Here is a 24,456-nt window from a genome sequence, read left to right as displayed (position 1 = left end):
GGCATGATCCCGAAAAGCGGCGCCGCTTTTCGGGAAAGACCATGCCTCGACGAAAAGTTGAGGCCCCGTTCCGACGCAATCGGAATGGGGCTCCAAGGCTTGTCTGCCGTCGCCGTTTCCGGTTGGATCGGGGCAACTGATTCCGCGAGCGAGACGCCATGGCTTCCCACAAGAGCGAAAAGCGCGCACGTCGACATGCCAGGCGCACACCGGTGGGTGCTTCGCCTGGAACATTGATTGCCGATCCGGCCGCGAAGCGGTCGGCGCTCAACCTGACGCTCATCTCGCCCGACGCCTGCGAGTTCGTCGACAATCCCAGCCTCGAAGACGTCGCCGCCGCCTGTAAGCGCTGGCCGTTGATCTGGCTCGACTGCGTCGGGCTCGCCAATATCGAGCTGATCGCGGAGATCGGCAGGATCTTCGGGCTGCATACGCTGGCCTTGGAGGACGTGGTCAACACCGGCCAGCGGCCGAAGGCCGAGTTTTTCGATGAGCATGCCTTCTTCGTGCTGAGCATGATCGATGACGCCAGGACAGGCCGCTACGAGCAGATTTCCTTCTTCTTTGGCAAGAATTTCGTCGTCACCTTTCAAGAACGTGAGGGCGACCCATTCGAGCCGGTGCGCCAGCGCATCCGCACCTCCAATCCCAGCCGCCTGCGCACCAGCAATGCCGACTATCTCGCCTATGCGCTGATCGATGCGGTGGTAGACAGCTATTTTCCGATCGTCGATGCGACCGGCGACAAGGTCGACGCTATCGAGGACGAGTTGCTGGCCGCGCCGCAGAAGCACCATGTCAGCCAGCTTCACGCCCTTCGTCGGGCAACCAACCTGCTCAAGCGCACCATCTGGCCGCTGCGCGATGCGCTGTCTACGCTCATCCGCTCGGACGCCGATTTCATCTCCGCCGACACCAAGGTCTATCTCAACGATACGCTCGACCACGCGATCCGGCTGACCGAGAATGTCGAGGCGCAGCGCGAAACGATGATCGGCCTGATCGAGATGCACCTGTCGCTGACGCAGGCGCGCACCAACGAGATCATCGGCGTGCTGACCATCATCTCGGCGATCTTCATCCCGCTGACCTTCCTGGCCGGCATCTGGGGCATGAATTTCGAAAACATGCCCGAACTGAAGTCCGCCTATGGCTACCCCCTCGCGCTGGGTTTCATGGCTTTCGTGGCGATCGGGCTAGTGGCTGTCTTCCGCCGGCGCGGCTGGCTCTGAAGCCGGTTCGGCGCTAGCGTGCGAAATAGCTGGCATTTGCCGCCAAATTCCACTATATGCGCCGCAACATTGCGCCTTTTGACGCCTTGTTCACTGGCCCCAGCTGGACGACATCCCGGCCGAGGGCGTCCCGTTTCCTCCAGATCGAAAGGAAAAACACGATGTCGATCACTGCCGAGCGCAAGGCGGAACTGATGACCCAGTTCGCAACCGTCAAGGGCGACACCGGTTCGCCCGAAGTCCAGGTTGCCATCCTTTCCGAGCGCATCAAGAACCTGACCGAGCACTTCAAGGACCACAAGAAGGACAACCACTCCCGTCGTGGCCTTCTGGCGCTCGTTTCCCAGCGTCGTAGCCTGCTTGACTATCTCAAGCGCAAGGACGACGCACGTTATCAGACGCTGATCGACAAGCTCGGTCTGCGCCGCTGATGAATTGACCGGCGGGTTCTCCTCGAGGGGAACCCGCCGGTTGCTTATTCGGGCCGCGATTTCTGGCGGTCCATCGGCCCGATCCCGCCACAGGGGCGCGGTCTTGCCGAAAAAGGTTCCGGAGCGCCACAGCGACGCGCCCGAACCGCCCATGGACGGTCATGGGGCAGGATTGCAGGACGTTCGGTAGGCCGCCTTCGCGGCCCTTATGCTCACCGAGCTTCTTGTTGTCTTGCCCGTGGCTGGCCAAACCGAAGCCAGGCGCATGATCCCTACGGAAGACCAAGTGGTTTTCCGGGACCGCGCGCCAAACAAGCCAGGGAATTGGCCCGCCGCAGACCGGCGTTGCGAATTCCCGCCACGAAGGACAGAACATGTTCAATCACCACAAAGTTGAAATCGAATGGGGCGGCCGTCCGCTCATCCTCGAGACCGGCAAGATCGCGCGTCAGGCTGACGCTGCCGTCCTCGCCACCTATGGCGAGACCGTCGTTCTCGCCACGGTCGTCTCGGCCAAGGAACCGAAGCCGGGCTTCGATTTCTTCCCGCTGACCGTCAACTACCAGGAAAAGACCTACGCGGCCGGCAAGATCCCCGGCGGCTACTTCAAGCGTGAAGGCCGTCCGAGCGAGAAGGAGACGCTGGTCTCGCGCCTGATCGACCGTCCGATCCGTCCGCTCTTCGCCGACGGCTACAAGAACGACACCCAGATCGTCGTCACCGTCGTCCAGCACGACCTCGAGAACGATCCTGATATCCTGTCGATCGTCGCCACCTCGGCTGCGCTGACGCTTTCGGGCGTGCCGTTCATGGGCCCGATCGGCGGCGCCCGCGTCGGCTACATCAACGGCGAATTCGTGCTCAACCCGCACATCGACGAGATGCCGGAATCCAAGCTCGACCTCGTCGTCGCCGGCACCGATGCCGCCGTTCTGATGGTCGAGTCGGAAGCTCAGGAACTGCCCGAGGACGTCATGCTCGGCGCCGTCATGTTCGGCCACAAGGGCTTCCAGCCGGTCATCGACGCGATCATCAAGCTCGCCGAAGTGGCTGCCAAGGACCCGCGCGACTTCACCGCGCCTGACAATTCCGATCTCGAAGCCGAGATGCTGAAGATCGTCGAAGGCGAGCTGCGCGACGCCTACAAGATCACCGACAAGCAGGCCCGTTACGCTGCGGTCGATGCGGTCAAGGCCAAGGTCAAGGCTGCCTTCGCTGCCGAGGGCGAGGAAGCTCCGAAGTGGTCGGCCGACAAGGTCGCCACCGTGTTCAAGGAACTCCAGGCCAAGATCGTGCGCTGGAACATCCTCGACACCGGTTCGCGCATCGACGGTCGCGACCTCTCGACGGTTCGCCAGATCGTTTCCGAAGTAGGCGTCCTGCCGCGCACCCACGGTTCGTCGCTGTTCACCCGCGGCGAGACCCAGGCGCTGGTCGTTGCCACCCTCGGCACCGGCGAAGACGAGCAGTATGTCGACGCGCTGACCGGCATGTACAAGGAGAAGTTCCTCCTTCACTACAACTTCCCGCCCTACTCGGTCGGCGAGACCGGCCGCATGGGTTCGCCCGGCCGTCGTGAAATCGGCCACGGCAAGCTTGCCTGGCGCGCCGTTCGCCCGATGCTGCCGGCCGCCGAGCAGTTCCCCTACACGCTGCGCGTCGTCTCGGAGATCACCGAGTCCAACGGCTCGTCGTCGATGGCCACCGTCTGCGGCACCTCGCTGGCGCTGATGGATGCGGGCGTTCCGCTGCAGAAGCCGGTCGCCGGCATCGCCATGGGCCTGATCAAGGAAGGCGAGCGCTTTGCCGTTCTCTCCGACATCCTGGGCGACGAGGATCACCTCGGCGACATGGACTTCAAGGTGGCCGGCACGACCAATGGCATCACCGCGCTGCAGATGGACATCAAGATCGACGGCATCACCGAAGAGATCATGAACATCGCGCTCGGCCAGGCCAAGGACGGCCGCCTGCACATCCTCGGCGAGATGGCCAAGGCTCTGTCCGAGGGTCGCAAGGAGCTCGGCGAGTTCGCGCCGCGCATCGAGGTCATGCAGATCCCGACCGACAAGATCCGCGAAGTCATCGGCTCCGGCGGCAAGGTCATCCGCGAGATCGTCGAGAAGACCGGCGCCAAGATCAACATCGAGGACGACGGCACGGTCAAGATCGCTTCGTCGAACGCCAAGGAAATCGAGGCGGCCAAGAAGTGGATCCACACCATCGTGGCCGAGCCGGAAGTCGGCGAGATCTACGAAGGCACGGTCGTCAAGACTGCTGACTTCGGCGCTTTCGTCAACTTCTTCGGCCCGCGCGACGGCCTCGTCCACATCTCGCAGCTTGCCAACGATCGCGTTGCCAAGACCTCTGATGTGGTCAAGGAAGGCGACAAGGTCTGGGTCAAGCTGATGGGCTTCGACGAGCGCGGCAAGGTCCGCCTGTCGATGAAGGTCGTCGACCAGGAGACCGGCAAGGAAATCGTCAAGGAAAAGAAGTCCGAAGGCGAAGAAACCGTCGCCTGATAGCCCTTCCTTGGGAATTGAAGCGGGCGCGCCGAAAGGTCGCGCCCGTTTTCTTTTTCGCTTCCGGAGATGCGCTACAAGTTGAGGCGAATCTCTCCGGACGGCAGCTCGATCCTGCGTGAAATGTCGAGCGCGGCCAAAAAAGCCTCGTCGTGGCTGACGACGATCAGTGCTCCGTCATAGGCGCGCAGGCCCGCCTCGATTGCTTCGATCGCTTCCAGATCCAGGTGATTGGTCGGCTCGTCGAGAACCAGCAGGGGTGGCGGCGTGCTGCCGCCGAGCGCGCAGGCGATCCCGGCGCGCAGCAATTCCCCACCGCTCAGTTCCGCGGTCAGCTGTAGAGCCGCATCGGCCCTGAACTTGAAGCGGGCCAGCGCCGCGCGGCATGCGTTCTCGTCGTCCAGCGGGTTGATCCGCCGAAAATTGTCCCGGATCGATGCCGTTGCATCGAGCAGGCTCACGCGCTGATCGAGGAGCGCAAATCCGGTCGAGACTTGCACGAATCCGGAGGACGGGTGCAGGCGGCCGGCGAGAAGCTCGATCAGCGTCGTCTTGCCCGAGCCGTTCGGCCCAGTGACTGCGATGCGTTCCGGGCCGGTTACGCTGAACGACAGGCGGGTGAACACGGGATGGTCCGGCCCATAGCCGGCGCTGACGCCATCCAGCTTTAGTACCGACTTGCTGGAGGATAGTCCCGTCGAGGGCACTGTCACTGACATGGGTTGCAGCACCTCGATGCGCTCGTGCGCGGCGGCAACCGCTTCAAGCGCTTTCGAGTGCCGGTCGCTGGCCAGACGGGTCTGCGCGCCGCCACTGTTTTCGCTTCGCGATTTCAGTCCGCCAAGGACGATGCGCGGGGCGCCGCCCTTCAGGGCTTGTCGGCGGCTGTTGCCGTCCTTGCGTGCCTTGCGCTCCTGCGCGACTTGCGTCGCACGGGCCACTTCGGACGCCTGCTTCTGCGCGTAGTCGAGATCATGCTGAACTGAGGCCAGCTCTAATGCCTTGCGCTCGCGATAGGCGCTCCAGTTGCCGCCGTAGCGGGTGGCGCCAAGAGAGGTGAGTTCGACGATGTTGTCCATGCGTTCGAGAAGCTCGCGGTCATGGCTGACGACAAGAGCGCCCCCACGCCAGTTCGCCAACATTTCGTCGAGAGCAAGGCGCCCGTCCCGGTCGAGATTGTTCGTCGGCTCGTCCATCAGGAGAAAGTCGGCTTGTGAAAAATGCAGGGCCGCGAGGCCGACACGCGTGCGCTGGCCGCCGGATAGCTTGTGCAAGGGCGTTTGGGGCTCGAAATCCAGTCCCATCTTCGCGAGCGCCGCTTCCATGCGGGTTTCGAGCTGCCAGTCGATATCCGAAAGCTCTTCCAGCGTCGCGTTGCCTTCATGGGCTCGCTGCAACAGGTCGAGCGCATCGCGGGTGGCGAAAATATCCGCAACCGTCTCGTCCGGCCCCACCTGAACCGACTGCTTGAAGATGCCGATCCTTCCGCTGACGGAGATGGAGCCCGATGTGGGCACCAGCGTCCCGGCGATCATGGCCAGCAGCGTGCTCTTGCCGACGCCATTGCGGCCGATGAGCCCCGTTCGTGCGGGGCCGAAAGAGAGGTCTATGCCGGAGAGGAGGGGGCGGCCGTCAGGCGTGGAAAGGCCGAGATTGTATAGGGTTATTGAAGCAGGCATGCGTGATGATATTCCTGATGACAAAGCGGGTTCGCGTTGCGGTCAGGTTGAAATCACATTCGATGCGTTGCTCCTGTTGGTGGTGTCGGCAGGCACAACTAAGCGTTCCCGCCAGGCTATGCAAGGGTGTGCCCTTTACAGTCGCGCCGAAGACGCAGGAAGGGGCTGCGCGTTCTCCCGGAATTGGTTTATCAGCAACATATGACCCGCGACTCACTGAAAACCCTGTTCTACCCCTTCGAGGCCGAAGCGTTGTCCATGCCGGGGCAGGGCACGCGGGCGCTGTTCCTTGGCGCCGAGCCGGGCTTTCGGTTGCCCGAGGGCTTTGCCGCCACGCTGACCCTCGTGCAGGGCTTTCGCCCTTACGTGCTGTCCCTGCAGGCGTCGGGCCACAAACTGGTGCAGCGCGCCGAGGACGAAGGCTTCGACCTCGCTCTGGTGCTCGCTGGCCGCCATCGTGGCCTCAACGAACTGCGCATCGCCGAAGCGGTCGAGCGTGTGTCCCAGGGGGGGCTGGTGATCGTAGCGGGCGGCAAGGAGGACGGCATCTCCAGCCTGCGCAAGCGCCTTGGCGGCATGGTCGAGATCGAGGACCATCTGCCGAAATATCACGGAACGGCCTTCTGGTTCCGCCGCGATGAGAAGGCGGATGCGGCAGCCGTCGCATTGCGCGCGGACAATCCCGAAGTTTTGGTCGAAGGTCGGTTCCATACCGCGCCCGGCATGTTCTCGTTCGATCGCATCGATGCTGGCTCCAGGCTTCTGGTCGAGCATCTTCCTCAGGATATCAAGGGCGCTGTCGCCGACTTCTGCGCCGGCTGGGGCTATGTCACGGCCGAGATCGCAACCCGCGCAACCTCGCTCAAGGCGCTTGACCTGTTCGAGGCGGACTTTGACGCGCTGGAAGCCGCAAGACGCAACGTGACGGGCACGGACGTGGCGCCCGGCTTCTACTGGTGCGATCTCGCCAAGGAGCCGGTGGAGCGGCGCTACGACATGGTGGTGATGAACCCGCCCTTCCACCAGGGGCGCGACGCCGATCCGGAGATCGGCCAGCGTATGATCCGGGCGGCGTCGGCCGCGCTCAAGCCGGGTGGCCGCCTATTCATGGTGGCGAACCGCCATCTACCCTACCAACCGGTGCTGGCAGCGACGTTCTCATCGGTCCAGGAAATCGCGATCGACAGCGCTTTCAGGGTCTGGTCGGCGAAGCGCTAGTGCATGACCCCGAAAATCGGTAACGATTTTCGGAAAGGATCATGCACGGATTCAATATCTTACAGCGTCCTTTACGCGTCCAATCGGACGTGCGGCGCTGTAAGCTCAGTGCATGTTCGCCGCGCGGTCGGCAGGAACGACGAGCCCCGCATCGCCAAGCACGAGCGGAGCCGGGCGTCCGAACAGATAGCCTTGCACGACCTGGCAGCCGGCCGCGCGCAGCAGCGTGGCCTGGTTCTCCGTCTCGACGCCCTCGGCGATGGTGCGCACGCCAAGCGCGCGCGACAGCCCGACGATGGTCGAGATCACGGCGCCGGAACTGGTGTCCGTTTCCATGCGGCTGACGAAGGAGCGGTCGATCTTGAGCTTCTGGAACGAGAAGTCGATCAGATAGGCGAGGTTGGAATAGCCGGTGCCGAAATCGTCGACGGCTACCGAAATGCCCATCCCAGTCAACTGCTTCAGGATCTCGGCGGCGCGGTCGCGGTCCTGCATCATCGCCGACTCGGTTAGCTCCAGCTCGAGACGCTTAGGATCGATGCCGGTTTCCTCGACGATCTTGGCGACGATGCCGACGAAATCGCGGGTCATGAATTGTACCGGCGAGATGTTGACGGCGACGAAGCACTCTTCCGGCAGCAGCCGCGCATCGGTGCAGGCCTTGCGCAGCACCCACTCGCCGATCGGGGCGATCATGCCGGTTTCCTCGGCCACCGAGATGAACTCGACCGGCGGGATCATGCCGCGCTCAGGGTGCCGCCAGCGGATCAGCGCCTCATAGCCGACGACATTGCCGGAAAGCATGTCGTGCTGCGGCTGGTAATGCAGTGCGAAGTCGCCGCGCTCGAAGGCGACATGCAGTTCGGATTCGACCCATTGACGGTGCTCGGCAACCTTGCCCATGTCGGGATGGAACGCCGCCCAACTGCCGATGCCGCTGGCGCGCGCGTTCTGCAGCGCCAGATTGGAGCGGCGCAGCAGGGCAACCGGGTCGTAGCCATCCTTTGGCATTGCCGCGACGCCGACCGAGACGTTGACCGACTGGACGTGTGACGGCAGCGGGTAGGGCTGCATCAACTCGTTGACCAGCCGGTCGATCAAGGCTTCGAGATGTCCATCGACCTGATGGTCGGGATAGAGAATGGCAAATTCGCCCGCGCCGATGCGGCCGACGACGACATCGTTCGGCAACGCCGCCTTGAGCCTCGCGGTGAAGGCGCGGATCAGCGCGTCGCCATTGCAATAGCCGATGGCGTCGTTGATCTGCTTGAAGCGGTCGATGTCGACGTCGATGAGGAACACCGGCTTGCCGGTCCGCGCCGTGGCCGATGCTGCCTCGGCGATCTTGCCGACCATTGCCGGCCGCGCCATCAGGCCGGTCAGCTTGTCGAAATGGGTTTCGTTGAAGACATAGTCGGAAGACTCGTCGACACCGGCAAAAAACGACATCGCCGCCAGGGACGCGGCCAGCGCGCAGAGCGCTGCAATCACCGCCCCGATGGTTTCGCTGGGCATGCCGGCGATCTGGTTGCCGAGCAGGAACTTCAGGCCCCACAGGCCCAATATGAAGCTGCCAAGGCCAGAGCTGGCTATGGTGATGAGCCGAAACAGCGGGCTTCGACTGGGATTCCGGGCGGCAGGCATGCGTAAAGTTCCTAACTTGCGCGGTTTTTCTACCAATCCGCCCGTTAAGATCGCCTGCCGCGAAAATCTACAATTTTAGCGATGAGAGGATTTCTCAGTCGCGTCCGCTGTCCATCTGCTTGAGTTCGTCCAGCGTCGGCATCGAGACGATGTGGTAGCCGGAATCGACGTAGTGGATCTCGCCGGTGACGCCCGACGACAGGTCGGACAGAAGGTAGAGCGCCGAGCCGCCGACCTCTTCCAGGCTCACCGAACGCCGGAGCGGCGAATTGCGCTGCTGGTAGGTGAACATGTGGCGCGCATCCGAAATGCCCGCGCCCGCAAGCGTGCGCACCGGCCCGGCCGAGATGCCGTTGATGCGGATGCCGCGCGGGCCGTAGTCGTTGGCAAGATAGCGCACGCTGGCCTCGAGACCGGCCTTGGCCACGCCCATGACATTGTAGTTTGGCATGACCCGCACCGAGCCGGCATAGGTCAGGGTGATCATCGAGCCGCCGTCGTTCATCAGGGCGGCCGCATGCTTGGCCACCTCGGTGAAGGAGAAGCAGGAGATCACCATGGTGCGAACGAAATTCTCCCGCGTGGTGTCGGCGTAGAGGCCCTTGAGCTCGTTCTTGTCGGAGAAGCCGATGGCGTGCACCAGGAAGTCGATGCCGCCCCACTTTTCCTTCAGAGTCTCGAACGTCGCTGCAACCGAGGCACTGTCTTCGACATCGCAGGGCACGAGGATCGAGGCGCCTAGCCTTTCGGCCAGCGGCTTGACGCGGCGGCCGAAGGCCTCGCCCTGATAGGTGAAGGCGAGTTCGGCGCCATGCTCGGCCAGCTTCTGGGCAATGCCCCAGGCAATGGAATGGTCGTTCGCGACGCCCATGATGAGCCCGCGCTTGCCCTTCATCAATCCGTCCATGTCGGTGTCCCTATGCGGTATGGCGCTGGAAAACGAGCGTGGCGTTGGTGCCGCCGAAGCCGAAGGAGTTGGACAGCACGGTATCGATCTTGGCGTTGTCGATGCGCTTGCGCACGATCGGCATGCCCTCGAATTCCGGATCGAGTTCCTCAATGTGAGCGCTCTCGCCGATGAAGCCGCCCTGCATCATCAGGATCGAATAGATCGATTCCTGCACGCCGGCAGCGCCCAGCGAATGGCCGGTCAGCGACTTGGTCGAGGTGATGTTGGGCATCTTGTCGCCGAACACTTCGCGGATCGCGCCCATTTCCTTGCTGTCGCCAACAGGGGTCGAGGTGCCGTGGGTGTTGATGTAGTCGACCTCACCCTTCACCGTCGATAGCGCCTGGCGCATGCAACGGATTGCGCCTTCGCCCGAGGGGGCTACCATGTCGTAACCGTCGGAGGTGGCGCCATAGCCGACCAATTCGCAATAGATCTTGGCGCCGCGCGCCTTGGCGTGTTCGAGCTCCTCGAGCACCAGCACGCCAGCGCCGCCGGCAATCACGAATCCGTCGCGGTTGACGTCATAGGCGCGCGAGGCGACCGCGGCGCGGTCGTTGTACTTGGACGACATAGCGCCCATCGCGTCGAACAGGTCGGACATCGTCCAGTCGAGGTCTTCATGACCGCCGGCGAACATGACGTCCTGCTTGCCCCACTGGATCATCTCCGCCGCATTGCCGATGCAATGCGCCGAGGTCGAGCAGGCCGACGAGATCGAGTAGTTCACGCCGTGGATCTTGAACCAGGTGGCCAGCGTCGCCGAAGCGGTCGACGACATCGCCTTCGGCACCGCGAACGGTCCGATGCGCTTGGGGCTGCCGTTCTTCAGCGTGATCTCGGCTGCCTCGACGATGGTCTTGGTCGAAGGGCCGCCGGAACCCATGATGATGCCGGTGCGCTCGTTGGTGATGTCGCCCTGCTCCAGGCCGGAGTCGGCGATCGCCTGATCCATGGCGACATGGTTCCACGCGCCGCCGCGCGACAGGAAGCGCATGGCGCGGCGGTCGACCAGTTCGGTCGGGTCGAGCGTCGGAGCGCCCCACACCTGCGAGCGGAACCCGTGTTCCGCAAACGAGTCAGAAAAGCTGATGCCCGACTTCGCATCACGCAGCGAGGCCTGGACCTCGGATGCGTTGTTGCCAATGGACGACACGATGCCAAGGCCCGTTACGACGACCCGTCTCATTCAAAATTCCTTTCAGAACAGCCGGCCCTAGGCCGAGGCTTCCTGCTTCGAGAGCCCGACTTTCAGGTCGGTGGCCTTGTATATGGTTTCGCCGTCGGCCTTCAGCCAGCCATCGGCGATGCCCAGAACCAGGCGGCCGCGCATGACGCGCTTGAAGTCGATGCCATATTCGACCTTCTTGACCGAAGGCGTAACCATGCCCTTGAACTTCACTTCGCCGGTGGAGAGCGCCATGCCCTTGCCCGGCTCGCCGAGCCAGCCGAGGAAGAAGCCGGTCAACTGCCACATGGCGTCGAGGCCGAGGCAGCCCGGCATTATGGGATTGCCGATGAAATGGCAGGGGAAGAACCACAGGTCAGGCTTGATGTCGAATTCGGCGCGGATGAAGCCCTTGTCGAATTCACCACCGGTTTCGCTGATCTCGGTGATGCGATCGAACATCAGCATCGGCGGAGCCGGCAGCTGGGCGTTGCCCGGTCCAAACAGTTCGCCGCGGGCACATGCCAGCAGTTCTTCGTAGCCGTAGCTGGATTTCTGGTCGGCCATGAACACCTTTCCCCGTCAAAGATTCGGGCGGTGCCTCGCCCTCGTTGTGTGCTCTTCACTAGCACAGACTGCTTGCTAGCACAGACTGTTTCCAGCCGGAAACCGGCGTTTGCGCTTAGCGCGCTCACCGTTCCCGGTCAATGCGCGCTATTGATCGTATACTGACTACGCAATATATGACATTTTAAGGTTGTAGCCTGCAGAATCCGGTTGTTTGATGAAACAATGCGGTAAGCGGGCTAAACATTTTGAGAGGCGAACGATTGGACTCGCGCAAACACATTGTTGAAGTCGAGGGCCGCGTCCGGGAAGCCGGCCTGCGGCCGACGCGACAGAGGGTCGCGCTCGCCGAGCTTCTCTTCGCCAAGGGCGACCGCCATCTCTCCGCCGAAGAGCTGCATGAGGAGGCGCTGGGCGCCGGTGTGCCCGTGTCGCTGGCCACCGTCTACAACGCGCTGCACCAGTTCACTGATGCCGGTCTTCTGCGCATTTTGGCTGTCGAGGGATCGAAGACCTATTTCGACACCAACACCTCTGACCATCATCACTTCTATGTCGAAGGCGAGAACCGGGTTTTCGACATCGAGTCGAGTGCCGTCACCGTTGCCAATCTCCCCGAGCCTCCTGAGGGCATGGAGATTGCCAATGTCGACATCGTCGTGAGGTTGCGCCTCAAGCGCGACGCCTGAGCACGCGACTGCCGGCGAGCTTCGCCGGCTCCACTGTCAGTCTTCGATGCTTTCGCCGGGATAGGCGCCCCACAGCTGCGATTGGTTGAGCCAGCCCTTCGTGCCGGAAAAACTCATCTCGCACCACTGGCCGTTGCATTGCTTGATCGAGCCGATGACGCCGGGATCGATGATGGCGACGGTACGCGCGCCTTCCTCGGGCTTGGCCAGAAGGTTGATCTGGGCCGGCTTGCCGCGCTGCCAGGGCGCGGTGATGGCGGTGCGCGCGCCCGACAGCAACGACTGGTTGATCCAGCCTTCCGCACCATCGGCATCGCGCACGCGGCGCCAGTTGTCGTATTCTTGGATGATTTCCATCGGCAGGCCGGGCTTCAGATACAGCCAGTCGACCGGATAATTGACGCCGGGGCCGATGCGCGAATTGACCTTGCCCGACTTGAGGCTGACGAATCGCGGCAGCGGCAGGCCGCTCGGCCCGATGGTGCCGCTCGGCGCGGCAGCGGCAGGGCCGACAAAACCGGTGCTCGGCACAGCCAGGGCCAGACCCATCAGGATTGCGCTGACTGCCGGGCGAAGCGACGCGAAACCAGACACTTCCGTAACCTCTGTTTGCATGTGGCGTCCGAAAGCGTCAGGCTTGGGGGCGCCCCTTTTTCTTTGTCTTCGGCGGCACTGCTTGTTACACAGATTCCCGCTCAGTGATCGGTTTGCAGTTTCGCCGGTCTTGGTTAAAGAGGTCTCAACGGGATCTTCGTCGAGGTAAGCATGACCGGCCGCAAAAAGCCTCTCGTCGTCATCACGCGCAAGCTGCCGGACCCGGTGGAAACGCGCATGCGCGAGCTGTTCGACGCGCGGCTGAACGTCGAGGACCGGCCGATGACCCAGCCGGAGCTGGTGGCGGCGGTCAAGGAAGCCGACGTTCTGGTGCCGACGGTGACCGATACCATCGACGCAGCCCTGATCGAGCAGGCAGGTCCCAATCTCAAGCTGATCGCCAATTTCGGCAACGGCGTCGACAAGATCGACGTGACCGCCGCCGCCAAGCGCGGAATCACCGTCACCAACACGCCCAACGTGCTGACCGAAGACACGGCCGACATGACCATGGCGCTGATGCTCGCCGTGCCGCGTCGCCTGACCGAGGGCGCCAATGTTCTGACCAGCGACAAGAAGTGGGCCGGCTGGTCGCCGACCTGGATGCTCGGTCGCCGCATCTGGGGCAAGCGCCTCGGCATCGTCGGCATGGGCCGCATCGGCACCGCGGTTGCCCGCCGCGCCAAGGCCTTCGGCCTGTCGATCCACTACCACAACCGCCACCGCGTGCTGCAGTCGGTTGAAGACGAGCTGGAGGCGACCTACTGGGAGAGCCTCGACCAGATGCTCGCCCGCATGGACATCATCTCGATCAACTGCCCCTCGACGCCGGCGACCTTCCATCTGCTGTCCGCCCGGCGGCTGGCTCTGATGCAGCCGCATGCCTACCTCGTCAACATCGCCCGCGGCGACATCATCGACGAGGATGCGCTGGTCAAGATGCTGCAGGACGGCAAGTTGGCGGGTGCTGCCCTCGACGTTTTCGAGCATGAGCCGGCGGTCAATCCGAAGCTGCTCAAGCTCGCGGCCAAGGGCAAGGTGGTGCTGATGCCGCATATGGGCTCGGCCACCATCGAGGGCCGCATCGACATGGGTGAGAAGGTCATCATCAACATCCGCGCCCATGTCGACGGACACCGCCCGCCGGATCGCGTTTTGCCGATCAGGACGTGATCGGCTTGCGAGCCTTGCGCTGATTTCGCTGCGTCCTTCGAGGCTCGCCCATCGATCTCGAGTGTTGCTGCCCGCGTCGTGCGGGCTCGCGCCTCAGGAGGAGGACCGTGGGGGCCTTCATGCCGGGTCCTGGCAGGGCCTGAGCATTTGGGCGACAAGCGCAAACGGTCCCCATTCTAACTAAGGTGAGCGCAACCGTCCTCATCCTGAGGTGCGAGCGAAGCGAGCCTCGAAGGACGCAGTGATGATTTCCGGTTGCCGGGCCGCCGTGGGTCCGTGGCTCAGGCGATCACCTTCCTGAACGTGATCGAGGTCGGCCGGTCGAAGCCATCATGGGCGGTGCGCGCCACTTCGATGAACCCCATCCGTGCAAAGGTCGTATGGTTGCCGACAAGCTCGATCCGCGTCTGCAGTTCGAGCACCGGCTTGCCATACTCCAGCGCATGACGCTCTGCCGCCTGCATCAGCGCCCGGCCGATGCCGTGGCCGCGCATGCGCTCGTCCACGGCGAGCTTGCCGACATAGAGGGTTTCAGGCCGTTCGGCGACGAAGATGCAGCCGATGAGGCGACCTTCGGCTGAAGCGACGAAGCAGGTCTCCACGCCAGCCTTGTCGCGCAACAGCGCGGGCGTCAGGCGATGCGCCGAGAACGGCGGTTCGATGACGCCGTCCATATAGGCGAAGCACCGCGTGATGAGTTCGAGAAGCTCGTCCCAGCGAGAAAAGTCATCCGGCAGGCGCGAGACGACGACGGTCATCTCTCAGGGGCCTTGTAGCGCACCGTGTCGAAGCGCGCGCCGAGCGCGTCGTAGAGCATCAGGCGACCGACCAGTGGCTCGCCGATACCGGTGATGAGCTTGATCGCCTCCATCGCCTGCAGCGTGCCGATGACGCCCGTGAGCGCGCCGAGCACGCCGGCCACCGCGCAGGAGGGCACCAGCCCAGGCGGCGGCGGTTCCGGGAAAAGGTCGCGATAGCTAGGGTTGCGGCGGCCGTCAGATCCTGTCTCGAAGGGCTTGAGCACGGTGATCGACCCGTCGAATCGGCCAACAGCAGCATGGACCAGCGGCCGTTCACGCGTGGCACAGGCATCGGCCACAGCATAGCGCGTCTCGAAATTGTCGGAGCCGTCGACCACCAGATCATAGGCGGCAACCAGGTCACCGGCATTCTCCTCGGTGAGTCGCAACTGGTGCAACTCGACCCGAACATGCGGGTTGAGCCGGGTGATTGTCGCCGCGGCACTTTCGCCCTTGGACTGTCCGATCGACTGGGTGTCGTGGATCACCTGCCGCTGCAGGTTGGACAGCGACACGTGGTCGTCGTCGACGATGCCGAGCGTGCCGACGCCGGCCGCCGCGAGATATTCCAGCACCGGCGCGCCAAGCCCGCCGGCGCCGATCACCAGCACGCGGGCGCGCTTCAGCTTCTGCTGGCCCGGGCCGCCGATCTCCGGCAGCACGATATGGCGCGCATAGCGTTCGAGTTCGTCCGGGGAGAGGGGCGCGGTCTGGTTCATGGCGCGAGCATATCGCCCCAAACCTGGCTTGTCAGGCGTCTTGCGCCCGCACGCTGCCGTGGTCGACGGTCAGGAACTGCGCGCGACCTTCGAGGCTCGAAAACAGGCTCGCTTCGGTGCCGGTCATGAAGGCCTGGCAGTTGAGTTCTTCCAGAATCGCAAAAAGTGCCGCCCGCCGCCCGGCGTCGAGATGGGCAGCGATTTCGTCGAGCAAAAGGATGGGGGCGGCTCCCGCCATCTCGCCGGTCAGTCTGGCATGCGAAATGACGATGCCGATCAGAAGCGCCTTCTGCTCGCCGGTCGAGCACAGGTCGGCCGGCATCGATTTCGGCTTGTGCCGGACGAGCAGATCCGACCGGTGCGGGCCTTCCAGCGTGCGCCCGGCGGCGCGGTCGCGGTCGCGTCCCTCGGCGAGTGCCTGGCGGAAGCGCTCTTCGAGCTCCACCGCCGGCATGTCGCCGATGCTCTGTTCGAGTGTGCCGGCGAGCGAGAGCTCGGCCTGCGGGAAGGGGCCCGTTTCAGGCAGTCTGGCAATCATCGCAGTCAGCAGCCGCACCATTTCGACGCGGGCCGCGGCAATCGCCGCACCGGTCTCTGCCATCTGGGTCTCGATTGCCTCGAACCAGCCACGGTCGCGGCGATCCTCTGAAAGCAGCCGGTTGCGGCCGCGCATTGCCTTCTCATAGTCCAGCGCGCGCTGGCCGTGTGCGGGGTCGATGGCGAGGACCAACCGATCGAGGAAGCGCCTGCGGTCGCCGGCCGGGCCGGTGAACAGCGCATCCATCGATGGCGTCAGCCACACCACGCGTAGCCAGTCGAGCATCTCGTCGGCGGATTTGGCATTGGCCCCGTTGATGCGCACGCGCCGGCCGGCCTCGCCTGCTGCCTCGGGTGCGGTACCGGTGCCGATCTCGACCTCGCCGAACGGTCCTTCGATGCTGGCGTGCACGGCAAAGCCGCCCGAGCTGCCTTCGCGCGCGACATCGGGGTAGGGCGCGCGGCGCAGGCCGCGCCCCGGCGTCAGGAACGAGATGGCTTCAAGCAGATTGGTCTTGCCCGCACCGTTTTCGCCGGTCAGCACGACGGCGCCGGGCTTCAGGTCGAGCGACAGCGAGGCGTAATTGCGGAAGTCCGTCAGCGTCAGCTTGCGTATGTGCGTCGAGGGGATGCGTTTCCGCATCTCCCCCGTGTCTTGCTCTTGCATCGCCTTGCGCGCGCTACACGCGCATCGGCATCAGCACGTAGAGCGCGTTCTCGTCGGCTGTGTCCTGGATGAGCGTGGGCGATCCGGCATCCGCCAGCATGAAGCGCGCCTCGCCGCCCTTGAGCTGGGCGGCGACGTCGAGCAGATACTTGGCGTTGAAGCCGATTTCGATCGGGTCCGACGAATAGTCGGCGGCGAGCTCTTCGGTGGCGCTGCCCGAATCAGGGTTGTTGACGGCGAGCGTCACCTGCCCGTCGGCGATCGACAGCTTCACCGCACGGCCGCGCTCGGACGAGATGGTGGAGACGCGGTCGACGGCGGCGGCAAAGCTCTGGCGGTCGATCGTCAGCGTCTTGTCGTTACCGCTGGGGATGACGCGCTGGTAGTCGGGGAAGGTGCCGTCGATCAGCTTCGAGGTCAGGATGACGCTGCCGATGGTCAGGCGGATTTTGGTGTCCGACAGTTCGGTGGTCACGGCCACGTCAGGAGCGTCGATCAGCTTCTGGATCTCCGAGACGGTCTTGCGCGGAATGATGATGCCCGGCATGCCTTCCGAGCCGGCCGGGGCCTCGACCTCGGCGCGGGCGAGGCGGTGGCCGTCGGTGGCGACCGCGCGCAGCATCAGCTTGCCGGCGCTTTCGATCGTGTGCAGGAAAATGCCGTTGAGATAGTAGCGCGTCTCCTCTGTCGAGATCGCGAACTGGGTCTTTTCGATCAGGCCCTTCAGCGCCTGGGCCTCGAGCCGGAAGATGTGCGAGAACGAACCAGCCGAAAGCTCGGGGAAGTCCGACTGCGGCAGGCACTGGAGCCGGAAGCTCGAGCGGCCGGAAACCACCGACATGGCGTTGCCGTCCTCGTCGGTCTTGAGCATCACTTCCGCGCCGTCAGGCAGCTTGCGCACGATGTCGTAGAGCAGGTGGGCCGGAACGGTGGTGGCGCCGGCGCGCTCGACATTGGCCGGAGTTGCTTCCGACACCTCGAGGTCGAGGTCGGTGGCCTTCATCTCCAGGCTCGCGCCATTGGCCTGCAACAGCACGTTGGACAGGATCGGGATCGTGTTCCGCCGTTCGACCACGCGATGGACGTGGTTCAGCGACTTCAAAAGGTTTGAGCGTTCCAGGATAACACGCATGACGACACAGGCTCGCTAATTTGAAGGTGCGGGCTCGCGGGCTCGAATGCGCCCGGGGAAGCCCGCAACACGATCGGAATGGGCCCGAGTCTGACAGCAAAAAGGCCCGAAAGGCAAGCCCGCGCAGCCGTTTGAGGCAGTTGCGCGGGCGTTCTGGGGATAAGTGGCGGGCTCAGGTCCCATGCCGTTGCCGCCAAACCGTCAGGCCTGATCGTTGATCAGCCTGCGCAACAGCTCCAGCTCCTGCGCCAGCGTGTTGTCGCCGCCCGACAGGTCCTCGATCTTTCGCACGGCATGGAGCACGGTGGTGTGGTCGCGGCCGCCGAAGCGCCGGCCGATCTCCGGCAGCGAGCGCGGCGTCATCACCTTCGACAGATACATGGCGATCTGGCGCGGCTTGACGATGGTGCGGGTGCGCCGGTTCGACAGAAGCTCCGTCTTCGACACGTTGTAGTGGCGGGCGACGATGCGCTGGATGTCTTCGATGCGCACGCGCTTGGGCTCGCCCGAGCGGTAGATGTGGCCGAGGATCTCATCGATGCGCTCGATTGAAAGCTGCGGCTCGAAGGACTGGCGGAAGACGAGCTGGTTGAAGGCGCCTTCCAGCTCGCGGCCGCTGCCGGTCACGGTGCGGGCGACATGGGCGAGCACTTCCTCGTCCATGGTCAGGTTCGGATCTTCACCCTTGGCGCCGGAGAAGCGCATCTTGAGCATGCCCAGACGCATGCTGAAGTCGGGCGCCGACATTTCCAGCGCTACGCCGCCGTTGAGGCGCGAGCGCACGCGCGGTTCGAGCGATTCCAGCTCCGCTGGCGGACGGTCGGCGGCGACGACGACCTGCTTGGCCGAGTCGAGCAGCATGTTGATGAGGTGGCAGAACTCGTGCTGGATCGACTTGCCCTGCAGGAACTGCATGTCGTCGATGATCAGAAGGTCGATGTCGCGCAGCTGCTCCTTGAGGGTGAGCGCATTGTTGTCGCGGATCGCGGTGGCGAAGCGCCACATGAAGTATTCGGCGGTCAAATAGACCACGCGCGCCTTCGGGTTCTGGCGCAGCGACTCGGCTGCGATGGCCTGCAGCAGGTGCGTCTTGCCGAGGCCGACGGAAGCGTGGAGGAACAGCGGGTTGAAGCGCGAGTTCTGTTCAGCCACTGCACGGGCGGCAGCCAGAGCCACGCGGTTCGACGGACCTTCTACGAAGGACTGGAACGTGTAGCGCGGGTCGAGCGGAGAGCCGAGCACGTTCTGCTTGAACTCGGCGTCGGCGGTGCCGCTGCGGGCAGGGGCGGGGCGCTCGGCGCGGCCGGCGGCCACAGTGCTCGTTGCAAGCGTCGTCTGCGCCTGGCGCACCGGCTTGCGCAGGGCAGGAGCCTCGGTCTCGACGCCGGGGCGTGCCGCGCGGGTTGCCGTGCGGATGATGATCTCGAGCTTCAGCAGCTCGGGCTGCTCCTGGCGCCACAACTCGGAAATCAAGTCGAGATAGTGGCTGTTGATCCAGGAGCGCAGGAAGGCGGTCGGCACGGAAAGGCGCACCACGCCCTTCGATGCTTCCGCAAGCTTCATGCGGCCGAACCAGCTCGAAAATACCTCGCTGCCCAGGCGAACCTGGAGCTGCGTCTTTACCCGGTCAAAATTCTTCTCCGCGGCGCTGGTTGCGGCCGCGTTGGTCCCTTCGATCAGTTCACCGGTAAAAAGCAAGCCTGCCTTTGCTTCGCTTTCAATGCCGCTTTGCATTTTCGCAATCCCTAACCTTCGGTACTCGTTGTCCGTGCGGGGATGCGCCGCTCGCATCTCCGCCGGAATAATCATTTTTGGGATGCAGGCCGTTTCCGGCGAGCCCCCGATCGCCTTCCCCTTGCGCCTTGCGGCGCGGCCGGGAAGAGAGCCGGGAGCTTTTTGGCAAATGCTTCGCCGGCCGGCGGAATCGCCAGCTCGCAAAGAAGTCATATTGCCGTGTATCCCCACACGCCCCAAATATATGTCGAAGTGGACACGCCTCCCCCGATCGCGGATTCCATCCACGCCGAGAACGCCGCCGATTTTTAAGGCTTGGCAGAGGGCTCTGTGCCCGTCTCTTCGATAAAAAGACCTTACAAAAAACGCTGTGGACAGGGCAAGGCCGAGTCTAAACCGTTTTTTATGAATCTGCTTAGCTCCGGCCCGGATTCAAAGCCCGTTCGAGCCCCTCGCAGCGCCAAAGCCTTTGTGATTCAAACTCTTTTTTGGAAAGCGAAAAAATCCGCGCGCGCCGGGAAAAGAATCTAAAAGAATCCGCTTGACACCAACTTGTCCCCCGAGTCCCGCGGGCGACTTGAACAAGCTGTGGATGACCGTGCGCAACCCCATGAATCTAAAGGGGAATTTCTGCCACGGTGAGTCCGCCGGGAAGGCTGCTTGTTGCGGGTGTACTTGGGGCAATAACCCCATATGCCGGCAAAGGGTAAGTTACCCCAAGGACATGTTTGAGCGGCACTTGGAGCTGCTTTTCCAAAGCTTTGCAGGCAAAAGAAAAACCCGGCTGGTTAGGCCGGGTTCATCAGAAATCCAGATGTATGCAGGGCTTAGGCGGAGAGCGCCTTGAGCCGCTGTGCCAGACGCGAAACCTTGCGCGAGGCGGTGTTCTTGTGCAGCACGCCCTTGGTGGCGGCGCGCATCAACTCCGGCTGGGCGGCGTTGAAGGCGGCTTCGGCCTTCGCCTTGTCGCCCGAGGCCAGTGCCTCTTCGACCTGGCGGACATAGGTGCGGACGCGCGACCGGCGGTTCTTGTTGATTGCCGCGCGGCGGGCGATCTTACGCGTTGCCTTCTTGGCCGAGGAGGTGTTGGCCATGGTGCCTCTCTTATCTCTGGTGCGCGGGCGGCTTATCCCGCGGAGCGCAAAAATTGCTCGGGCGTCCCAGGAGGCCGCCTCGGTTGGTGCGGCTTATAGGCCAGCTTGCCGGGCCCGTCAACGCGATTCAGATCAGCGGTTGCGGAAATCCGCAGGCCTTTTCTCGGCAAAGGCCGCCATGCCTTCCTTTTGGTCTTCGAGCGCGAACATCGAATGGAATACGCGGCGTTCGAAGCGCAGGCCTTCGGCCAGCGTCAGTTCGTAGGAGCGGTTGACGGCCTCCTTGCACATCATCACCGCGGGAAGCGAGAAGTCGGCGATCTTGCCGGCGGCCTTCATCGCCTCTTCCATCAGTTCGGCGGCGGGAACGACGCGCGAGACGAGTCCGGACCGCTCGGCTTCGGCTGCGTCCATCATCCGGCCGGTCAGGCACATGTCCATCGCCTTCGACTTGCCGACGAAGCGGGTGAGTCGCTGCGAGCCGCCCATGCCGGGCATGACGCCGAGCGTGATCTCGGGCTGGCCGAATTTGGCTGTGTCGGCGGCGATGATGAAGTCACACATCATGGCGAGCTCGCAGCCGCCGCCCAGCGCGTAGCCGGCGACGGCCGCAATCATCGGCTTGCGGTTGCGCGTGAACGCTTCCCAGCCGGAGAAGAAATCCTCGAGATAGGCTTCGACATAGGTCTTGGCCTGCATCTCCTTGATGTCGGCGCCGGCGGCGAAGGCCTTTTCCGATCCGGTGATGACGATGGCGCCGATAGCGTTGTCGGCTTCAAATTCAGCCGTCGCGGCAAGCATTTCGGCCAGCACCTGCGAATTGAGCGCATTCAGCGCCTTCGGGCGGTTGAGCGTGATCAGCCCGACCTTGCCGCGCGTTTCCACGATGATCGTTTCATAGGCCATCTTGCTGCTCTCCCTGTTTCGCAGTGCAATCAGAATGCGATGAGGCTCTAGCGCATCGGCCCGAAAATCGGAATCGATTTTCGGTAAGCACGATGCGCAGACTAAAGGTGTAGAGCATCCTTTGCGCGTCCGAATGGAGGCGCGGCGCTCTACTACCGCTGGCACTGGCGGCAATAGAAGGTTGAGCGACCGCTCTGCACGATGCGCTCGACATGGCCGGCACAGCCGCTGTGCGCGCAAGGGGCACCCTCGCGATCGTAGACGGAAAACGAATGCTGGAAGTAGCCGAGCGAGCCGTCGGTGTGGACATAGTCGCGCAATGACGAGCCGCCGGCGGCAATGGCGTCGGCGATCACCTCGCGGATCGAGGTGGCGAGCAGTGCTGCCCGCTCGCGTGCGACCTTGCCGACGACGGCGACGGTGCCGGCGGCGCGCGTCGGCGACAGCCCCGCCCGCCACAGCGCCTCGCAGACGTAGATGTTGCCGAGCCCGGCGATCAGCCGCTGGTCGAGCAGGGCCGCCTTGAGCGGGGTTTTCTTGTCGCGGAACAGGCCGGCAAGCAACTCGCCGTCGAGCGCATTGCCCGTCGGCTCGACGCCGAGGCCTGACAGCATCGGATGCTCAGCGCCGTTGCGCTCGGCAAACAGCATGAAGCCGAAGCGCCGGGGATCGTTGAACACCACCCGCGCCGGCTCGCCTTTCGCCGTGGCGACGTGGAAGACGACGTGGTCGTGCTTCTCCGACTTCGAGCGCTCGTGGTGGAAGGCGCCGGGCGTGGTTCCATCCTCATCCGTCTCGATGCGGAAGGAACCCGACATGCCGAGATGGCAGATCAAAAGCGGCGCGTCTTCGACGTCGGCGATCAGATATTTGGCGCGGCGGCCGAGCGAGGTGATCCGGTGGCCGGCAAGCCGTTCGCCAAAGCGTTCGGGGAAGGGGTAGCGTAAATTGGGCCTGCGGGTCTCGACCCGCTCGATCCGAGCGCCTTCGAGAACCGGCTGCAATCCGCGCCGGACGGTTTCAACTTCGGGCAGCTCAGGCATCGGCGGCGATCGTTGCGAGGAAGGAGGTGCCGTGGCGACCGGGGGCAAGGCTCAGATGTTCGGCCACCGTTTCGCCGATGTCTGCAAAGGTGGGCCTGAGGCCGATCGCGCCACCGGCCAGGCCAGGAGCCATGCCGATCACCGGAATGCGTTCGCGCGTATGGTCGGTGCCGCGCCAGGTCGGGTCGTTGCCGTGGTCGGCTGTGAAGATGATCAGATCGCCAGGCTGGAGCTTTGCCAGCGCTTCCGGAACACGCTGGTCGAATGCCTCCAGCGCCGCCGCATAACCCGGTACGTCGCGGCGATGGCCGAACTCGCTATCGAAATCGACGAAATTGGCGAACACCAGGTCGCCGTCGCCGGCATCCTCCATGGCACCGAGCGCCTTGTCGAACATCGCCATGTTGCCGACGCCCTTGCGTACTTCCGAGACACCGCGATGGGCAAAGATGTCGCCGATCTTCCCGATTCCGATAACCTTGCTGCCGCGCGCAGCCAACCTGTCGAGCAGGGTTGGCTCGGGCGGCGGGGTGGCATAGTCGCGGCGGTTGGGCGTGCGTTCGAAAGTCTGCTTGCTCTCGCCGACGAAGGGCCGAGCGATCACGCGGCCGATGTTGAGCGGGTCGACGAGCCGGCGCACGACCTCGCAGAGCCTGTAGAGCCGCTCCAGCCCGAAATGCGTCTCGTGGGCGGCGATCTGGAGCACCGAGTCCGTCGAGGTGTAGCAGATCGGCTTGCCGCTCCGCACATGCTTCTCGCCGAGCCGCTCGATGATCTCGGTGCCGGAGGCGTGGCAGTCGCCCAAAATCCCGGGCACCTCGCCCTCGCGAATGACGGCCTCGGTCAGCGTGGCCGGAAACGCCGGCACCGTCAGCGGAAAATAGCCCCAGTCGAAGGTGACCGGAACGGCGGCGATTTCCCAGTGACCCGAGGGCGTGTCCTTGCCGCTCGATATTTCCTGCGCGGCACCAAAAAAGGCGTGGGCCATCAACTCCGCCATGTCGCCGAATTCCACACCTGATGCCAGCTTCGCTGCGCGGCCGAGTCCGAGAGCCGTCATGTTCGGCAGTTGCAAGGGACCGTTGCGCAGGCCCTCGCGGTCGCCGCGGCCTTCGGCGCAGGCGGCAGCGATGTGCCCGAACGTATCGGATCCGACATCGCCGAAACGCGCGGCGTCTGCCGCGCCGCCGATGCCGAAGGAATCAAGGACGAACAGGAATGCACGCGCCATCTATGTTGGGCTCTCCGCTGGCGGATTTCGCCACAGACATAAGATCAGTGCGCGATCTTGGCAATTATCCGCGTGCCAAGCCCGGAGGTCGGGCCCGCCAGTCGGGGCGAATCCGCTTCAGCAACCGGTGCAGGGGATCGTCGGGCTCATGCGCGGGCGCAGATGGTAGGTTTCGGACATCGAGATGCCGTCGAAGGCCGCGGCGAGGCCGAGCACCGGCTTGTCCTTGGCGACCCAGGTGATGACGGGCTTGTAGGCGAGATCGCTTTCGACCCGGATCAGATAGGTGCCCTTGATCTTGAGCGCTTCGGGCACGCTGGTCGCCGTGTCTTTGGGCAAACCGTTGACGGCGGTGCCGTTGACCAGTTTGCGCGACCACGCCACCTGCACCTTTGGCGTCTGGTCGTTCGTGATCTCGATTGCGGTGACGATGATCGTGCCGACGCTGCGGTTGTAGGGCTGCAGGGTAGACTCGCCGATCTTCATGATCGCGTCCACTTCCGTGGCGTTGATTGTCTGTTGCTGGGTGATGAGGTCGCCGACCATCGAGCCGACGCGGTGGACCTTCTTGTTGGTCTCGATCGCCTGCGAGACCTCCATGGTGACGAAATAGAGCGCAAAAAGCAGCGGGGCCATGAACGCGAATTCCACGGCCGCGACGCCGCGCCGATCGGAAATCAGGGCGCGCGCGTGGGCCTGCCATCGCTTCAGAACCAACAATGCTCCG

General features: G+C 63.7%; 22 protein-coding genes. 6 read left to right on the top strand and 16 right to left on the bottom strand.

The window, feature by feature from the left end; genetic code table 11:
• Positions 1-158 precede the first annotated feature (158 nt).
• The 3 genes from corA to pnp all read left to right on the top strand — a co-directional run bounded on the left by corA (position 159) and on the right by pnp (position 4,185).
• Positions 159-1,232: a magnesium/cobalt transporter CorA gene (gene corA, locus ABSY17_RS21175; protein WP_378945089.1), complete on the top strand. Its 1,074-nt coding sequence runs from the start codon at positions 159-161 to the stop codon at positions 1,230-1,232.
• A gap of 56 nt (positions 1,233-1,288) precedes the next feature.
• On the top strand, positions 1,289-1,663 hold the full coding sequence (gene rpsO / locus ABSY17_RS21170; protein ID WP_378945086.1) for a 30S ribosomal protein S15: 375 nt from the start codon (positions 1,289-1,291) through the stop codon (positions 1,661-1,663).
• Positions 1,664-2,037: 374 nt separating this feature from the next.
• Entirely contained in the window at positions 2,038-4,185 is a 2,148-nt protein-coding gene (gene pnp / locus ABSY17_RS21165) for a polyribonucleotide nucleotidyltransferase (protein ID WP_378945083.1), read from the top strand.
• 74 nt (positions 4,186-4,259) lie between these two features.
• Here pnp and ABSY17_RS21160 read toward each other — a convergent pair whose 3' ends face one another.
• Entirely contained in the window at positions 4,260-5,864 is a 1,605-nt protein-coding gene (locus tag ABSY17_RS21160; RefSeq protein ID WP_378945080.1) for an ABC-F family ATP-binding cassette domain-containing protein, read from the bottom strand.
• 201 nt (positions 5,865-6,065) lie between these two features.
• Between ABSY17_RS21160 and ABSY17_RS21155 the strand changes: the two genes are divergently transcribed.
• Positions 6,066-7,082, top strand: a complete 1,017-nt coding sequence (locus tag ABSY17_RS21155; protein ID WP_378945078.1) for a class I SAM-dependent methyltransferase — start codon at positions 6,066-6,068, stop codon at positions 7,080-7,082.
• Between the two features lie 105 nt (positions 7,083-7,187).
• Here ABSY17_RS21155 and ABSY17_RS21150 read toward each other — a convergent pair whose 3' ends face one another.
• The 4 genes from ABSY17_RS21150 to fabA all read right to left on the bottom strand — a co-directional run bounded on the left by ABSY17_RS21150 (position 7,188) and on the right by fabA (position 11,410).
• Entirely contained in the window at positions 7,188-8,726 is a 1,539-nt protein-coding gene (locus ABSY17_RS21150; protein WP_378945075.1) for a putative bifunctional diguanylate cyclase/phosphodiesterase, read from the bottom strand.
• Between the two features lie 94 nt (positions 8,727-8,820).
• Positions 8,821-9,633, bottom strand: coding sequence for an enoyl-ACP reductase FabI (fabI, locus tag ABSY17_RS21145; RefSeq protein WP_378945073.1), 813 nt, complete (start codon positions 9,631-9,633; stop codon positions 8,821-8,823).
• A 10-nt stretch (positions 9,634-9,643) separates the two neighbouring features.
• On the bottom strand, positions 9,644-10,864 hold the full coding sequence (gene fabB / locus ABSY17_RS21140; RefSeq protein ID WP_378945070.1) for a beta-ketoacyl-ACP synthase I: 1,221 nt from the start codon (positions 10,862-10,864) through the stop codon (positions 9,644-9,646).
• Positions 10,865-10,891: 27 nt separating this feature from the next.
• Positions 10,892-11,410, bottom strand: coding sequence for a 3-hydroxyacyl-[acyl-carrier-protein] dehydratase FabA (fabA, locus tag ABSY17_RS21135; RefSeq protein WP_378945067.1), 519 nt, complete (start codon positions 11,408-11,410; stop codon positions 10,892-10,894).
• Between the two features lie 263 nt (positions 11,411-11,673).
• Between fabA and irrA the strand changes: the two genes are divergently transcribed.
• Positions 11,674-12,099, top strand: coding sequence for an iron response transcriptional regulator IrrA (gene irrA / locus ABSY17_RS21130; RefSeq protein WP_378945064.1), 426 nt, complete (start codon positions 11,674-11,676; stop codon positions 12,097-12,099).
• A gap of 36 nt (positions 12,100-12,135) precedes the next feature.
• Here the strand turns inward: irrA and ABSY17_RS21125 are convergent, their stop codons facing one another.
• Positions 12,136-12,714 (bottom strand): SH3 domain-containing protein, encoded by a 579-nt coding sequence (locus ABSY17_RS21125; RefSeq protein ID WP_378945062.1) that lies wholly within the window; start codon positions 12,712-12,714, stop codon positions 12,136-12,138.
• A gap of 150 nt (positions 12,715-12,864) precedes the next feature.
• Here ABSY17_RS21125 and ABSY17_RS21120 point away from each other — a divergent pair, with 150 nt between their 5' ends.
• Complete coding sequence (locus ABSY17_RS21120; protein WP_378945059.1) at positions 12,865-13,866, top strand: 2-hydroxyacid dehydrogenase; 1,002 nt, start codon at positions 12,865-12,867, stop codon at positions 13,864-13,866.
• Positions 13,867-14,147: 281 nt separating this feature from the next.
• On the opposite strand, the gene ABSY17_RS21115 is transcribed toward ABSY17_RS21120, so the two are convergent.
• The 10 genes from ABSY17_RS21115 to ABSY17_RS21070 all read right to left on the bottom strand — a co-directional run bounded on the left by ABSY17_RS21115 (position 14,148) and on the right by ABSY17_RS21070 (position 24,365).
• Positions 14,148-14,624, bottom strand: coding sequence for a GNAT family N-acetyltransferase (locus ABSY17_RS21115; protein WP_378945056.1), 477 nt, complete (start codon positions 14,622-14,624; stop codon positions 14,148-14,150).
• Positions 14,621-15,385 carry a molybdopterin-synthase adenylyltransferase MoeB gene (locus ABSY17_RS21110; protein WP_378945053.1) on the bottom strand — a complete coding sequence of 255 codons (765 nt, stop codon included), beginning with the start codon at positions 15,383-15,385 and terminating at the stop codon, positions 14,621-14,623. Before ABSY17_RS21110 ends, ABSY17_RS21115 begins: the two co-directional genes overlap by 4 nt.
• 31 nt (positions 15,386-15,416) lie before the next feature.
• A complete protein-coding gene (recF, locus tag ABSY17_RS21105; RefSeq protein WP_378945051.1) occupies positions 15,417-16,565 on the bottom strand; it encodes a DNA replication/repair protein RecF in 1,149 nt (382 codons plus the stop codon).
• A 37-nt stretch (positions 16,566-16,602) separates the two neighbouring features.
• Positions 16,603-17,721 (bottom strand): DNA polymerase III subunit beta, encoded by a 1,119-nt coding sequence (gene dnaN, locus ABSY17_RS21100; protein ID WP_378945048.1) that lies wholly within the window; start codon positions 17,719-17,721, stop codon positions 16,603-16,605.
• Between the two features lie 201 nt (positions 17,722-17,922).
• Positions 17,923-19,455, bottom strand: a complete 1,533-nt coding sequence (gene dnaA / locus ABSY17_RS21095) for a chromosomal replication initiator protein DnaA (RefSeq protein WP_378945045.1) — start codon at positions 19,453-19,455, stop codon at positions 17,923-17,925.
• A gap of 827 nt (positions 19,456-20,282) precedes the next feature.
• On the bottom strand, positions 20,283-20,549 hold the full coding sequence (gene rpsT / locus ABSY17_RS21090; RefSeq protein WP_378945043.1) for a 30S ribosomal protein S20: 267 nt from the start codon (positions 20,547-20,549) through the stop codon (positions 20,283-20,285).
• Between the two features lie 132 nt (positions 20,550-20,681).
• A complete protein-coding gene (locus ABSY17_RS21085; protein WP_378945041.1) occupies positions 20,682-21,455 on the bottom strand; it encodes an enoyl-CoA hydratase in 774 nt (257 codons plus the stop codon).
• A 152-nt stretch (positions 21,456-21,607) separates the two neighbouring features.
• Entirely contained in the window at positions 21,608-22,498 is an 891-nt protein-coding gene (mutM, locus tag ABSY17_RS21080; RefSeq protein ID WP_378945038.1) for a bifunctional DNA-formamidopyrimidine glycosylase/DNA-(apurinic or apyrimidinic site) lyase, read from the bottom strand.
• On the bottom strand, positions 22,491-23,729 hold the full coding sequence (locus ABSY17_RS21075) for a phosphopentomutase (RefSeq protein WP_378945036.1): 1,239 nt from the start codon (positions 23,727-23,729) through the stop codon (positions 22,491-22,493). Before ABSY17_RS21075 ends, mutM begins: the two co-directional genes overlap by 8 nt.
• Positions 23,730-23,846: 117 nt before the next feature.
• On the bottom strand, positions 23,847-24,365 hold the full coding sequence (locus ABSY17_RS21070; protein WP_378945033.1) for a pilus assembly protein: 519 nt from the start codon (positions 24,363-24,365) through the stop codon (positions 23,847-23,849).
• Positions 24,366-24,456 lie beyond the last annotated feature (91 nt).

The organism is Mesorhizobium sp. ANAO-SY3R2 (assembly GCF_042466635.1).
Classification (GTDB): domain Bacteria; phylum Pseudomonadota; class Alphaproteobacteria; order Rhizobiales; family Rhizobiaceae; genus Aminobacter.
The sequence above is the reverse complement of the archived record's forward strand: the minus strand, read 5'-3'. Positions and strand labels throughout refer to the sequence as shown.

Coding starts and splice junctions, on each gene's coding strand:
- corA (WP_378945089.1), top strand. CDS start 159: ATGGCTTCCCACAAGAGCGAAAAGCGCGCACGTCGACATGCCAGGCGC.
- rpsO (WP_378945086.1), top strand. CDS start 1,289: ATGCGCCGCAACATTGCGCCTTTTGACGCCTTGTTCACTGGCCCCAGC.
- pnp (WP_378945083.1), top strand. CDS start 2,038: ATGTTCAATCACCACAAAGTTGAAATCGAATGGGGCGGCCGTCCGCTC.
- ABSY17_RS21160 (WP_378945080.1), bottom strand. CDS start 5,864: ATGCCTGCTTCAATAACCCTATACAATCTCGGCCTTTCCACGCCTGAC.
- ABSY17_RS21155 (WP_378945078.1), top strand. CDS start 6,066: ATGACCCGCGACTCACTGAAAACCCTGTTCTACCCCTTCGAGGCCGAA.
- ABSY17_RS21150 (WP_378945075.1), bottom strand. CDS start 8,726: ATGCCTGCCGCCCGGAATCCCAGTCGAAGCCCGCTGTTTCGGCTCATC.
- fabI (WP_378945073.1), bottom strand. CDS start 9,633: ATGGACGGATTGATGAAGGGCAAGCGCGGGCTCATCATGGGCGTCGCG.
- fabB (WP_378945070.1), bottom strand. CDS start 10,864: ATGAGACGGGTCGTCGTAACGGGCCTTGGCATCGTGTCGTCCATTGGC.
- fabA (WP_378945067.1), bottom strand. CDS start 11,410: ATGGCCGACCAGAAATCCAGCTACGGCTACGAAGAACTGCTGGCATGT.
- ABSY17_RS21125 (WP_378945062.1), bottom strand. CDS start 12,714: ATGCAAACAGAGGTTACGGAAGTGTCTGGTTTCGCGTCGCTTCGCCCG.
- ABSY17_RS21120 (WP_378945059.1), top strand. CDS start 12,865: ATGACCGGCCGCAAAAAGCCTCTCGTCGTCATCACGCGCAAGCTGCCG.
- ABSY17_RS21115 (WP_378945056.1), bottom strand. CDS start 14,624: ATGACCGTCGTCGTCTCGCGCCTGCCGGATGACTTTTCTCGCTGGGAC.
- ABSY17_RS21110 (WP_378945053.1), bottom strand. CDS start 15,385: ATGAACCAGACCGCGCCCCTCTCCCCGGACGAACTCGAACGCTATGCG.
- recF (WP_378945051.1), bottom strand. CDS start 16,565: ATGCGGAAACGCATCCCCTCGACGCACATACGCAAGCTGACGCTGACG.
- dnaN (WP_378945048.1), bottom strand. CDS start 17,721: ATGCGTGTTATCCTGGAACGCTCAAACCTTTTGAAGTCGCTGAACCAC.
- dnaA (WP_378945045.1), bottom strand. CDS start 19,455: ATGCAAAGCGGCATTGAAAGCGAAGCAAAGGCAGGCTTGCTTTTTACC.
- rpsT (WP_378945043.1), bottom strand. CDS start 20,549: ATGGCCAACACCTCCTCGGCCAAGAAGGCAACGCGTAAGATCGCCCGC.
- ABSY17_RS21085 (WP_378945041.1), bottom strand. CDS start 21,455: ATGGCCTATGAAACGATCATCGTGGAAACGCGCGGCAAGGTCGGGCTG.
- mutM (WP_378945038.1), bottom strand. CDS start 22,498: ATGCCTGAGCTGCCCGAAGTTGAAACCGTCCGGCGCGGATTGCAGCCG.
- ABSY17_RS21075 (WP_378945036.1), bottom strand. CDS start 23,729: ATGGCGCGTGCATTCCTGTTCGTCCTTGATTCCTTCGGCATCGGCGGC.
- ABSY17_RS21070 (WP_378945033.1), bottom strand. CDS start 24,365: ATGGCCCCGCTGCTTTTTGCGCTCTATTTCGTCACCATGGAGGTCTCG.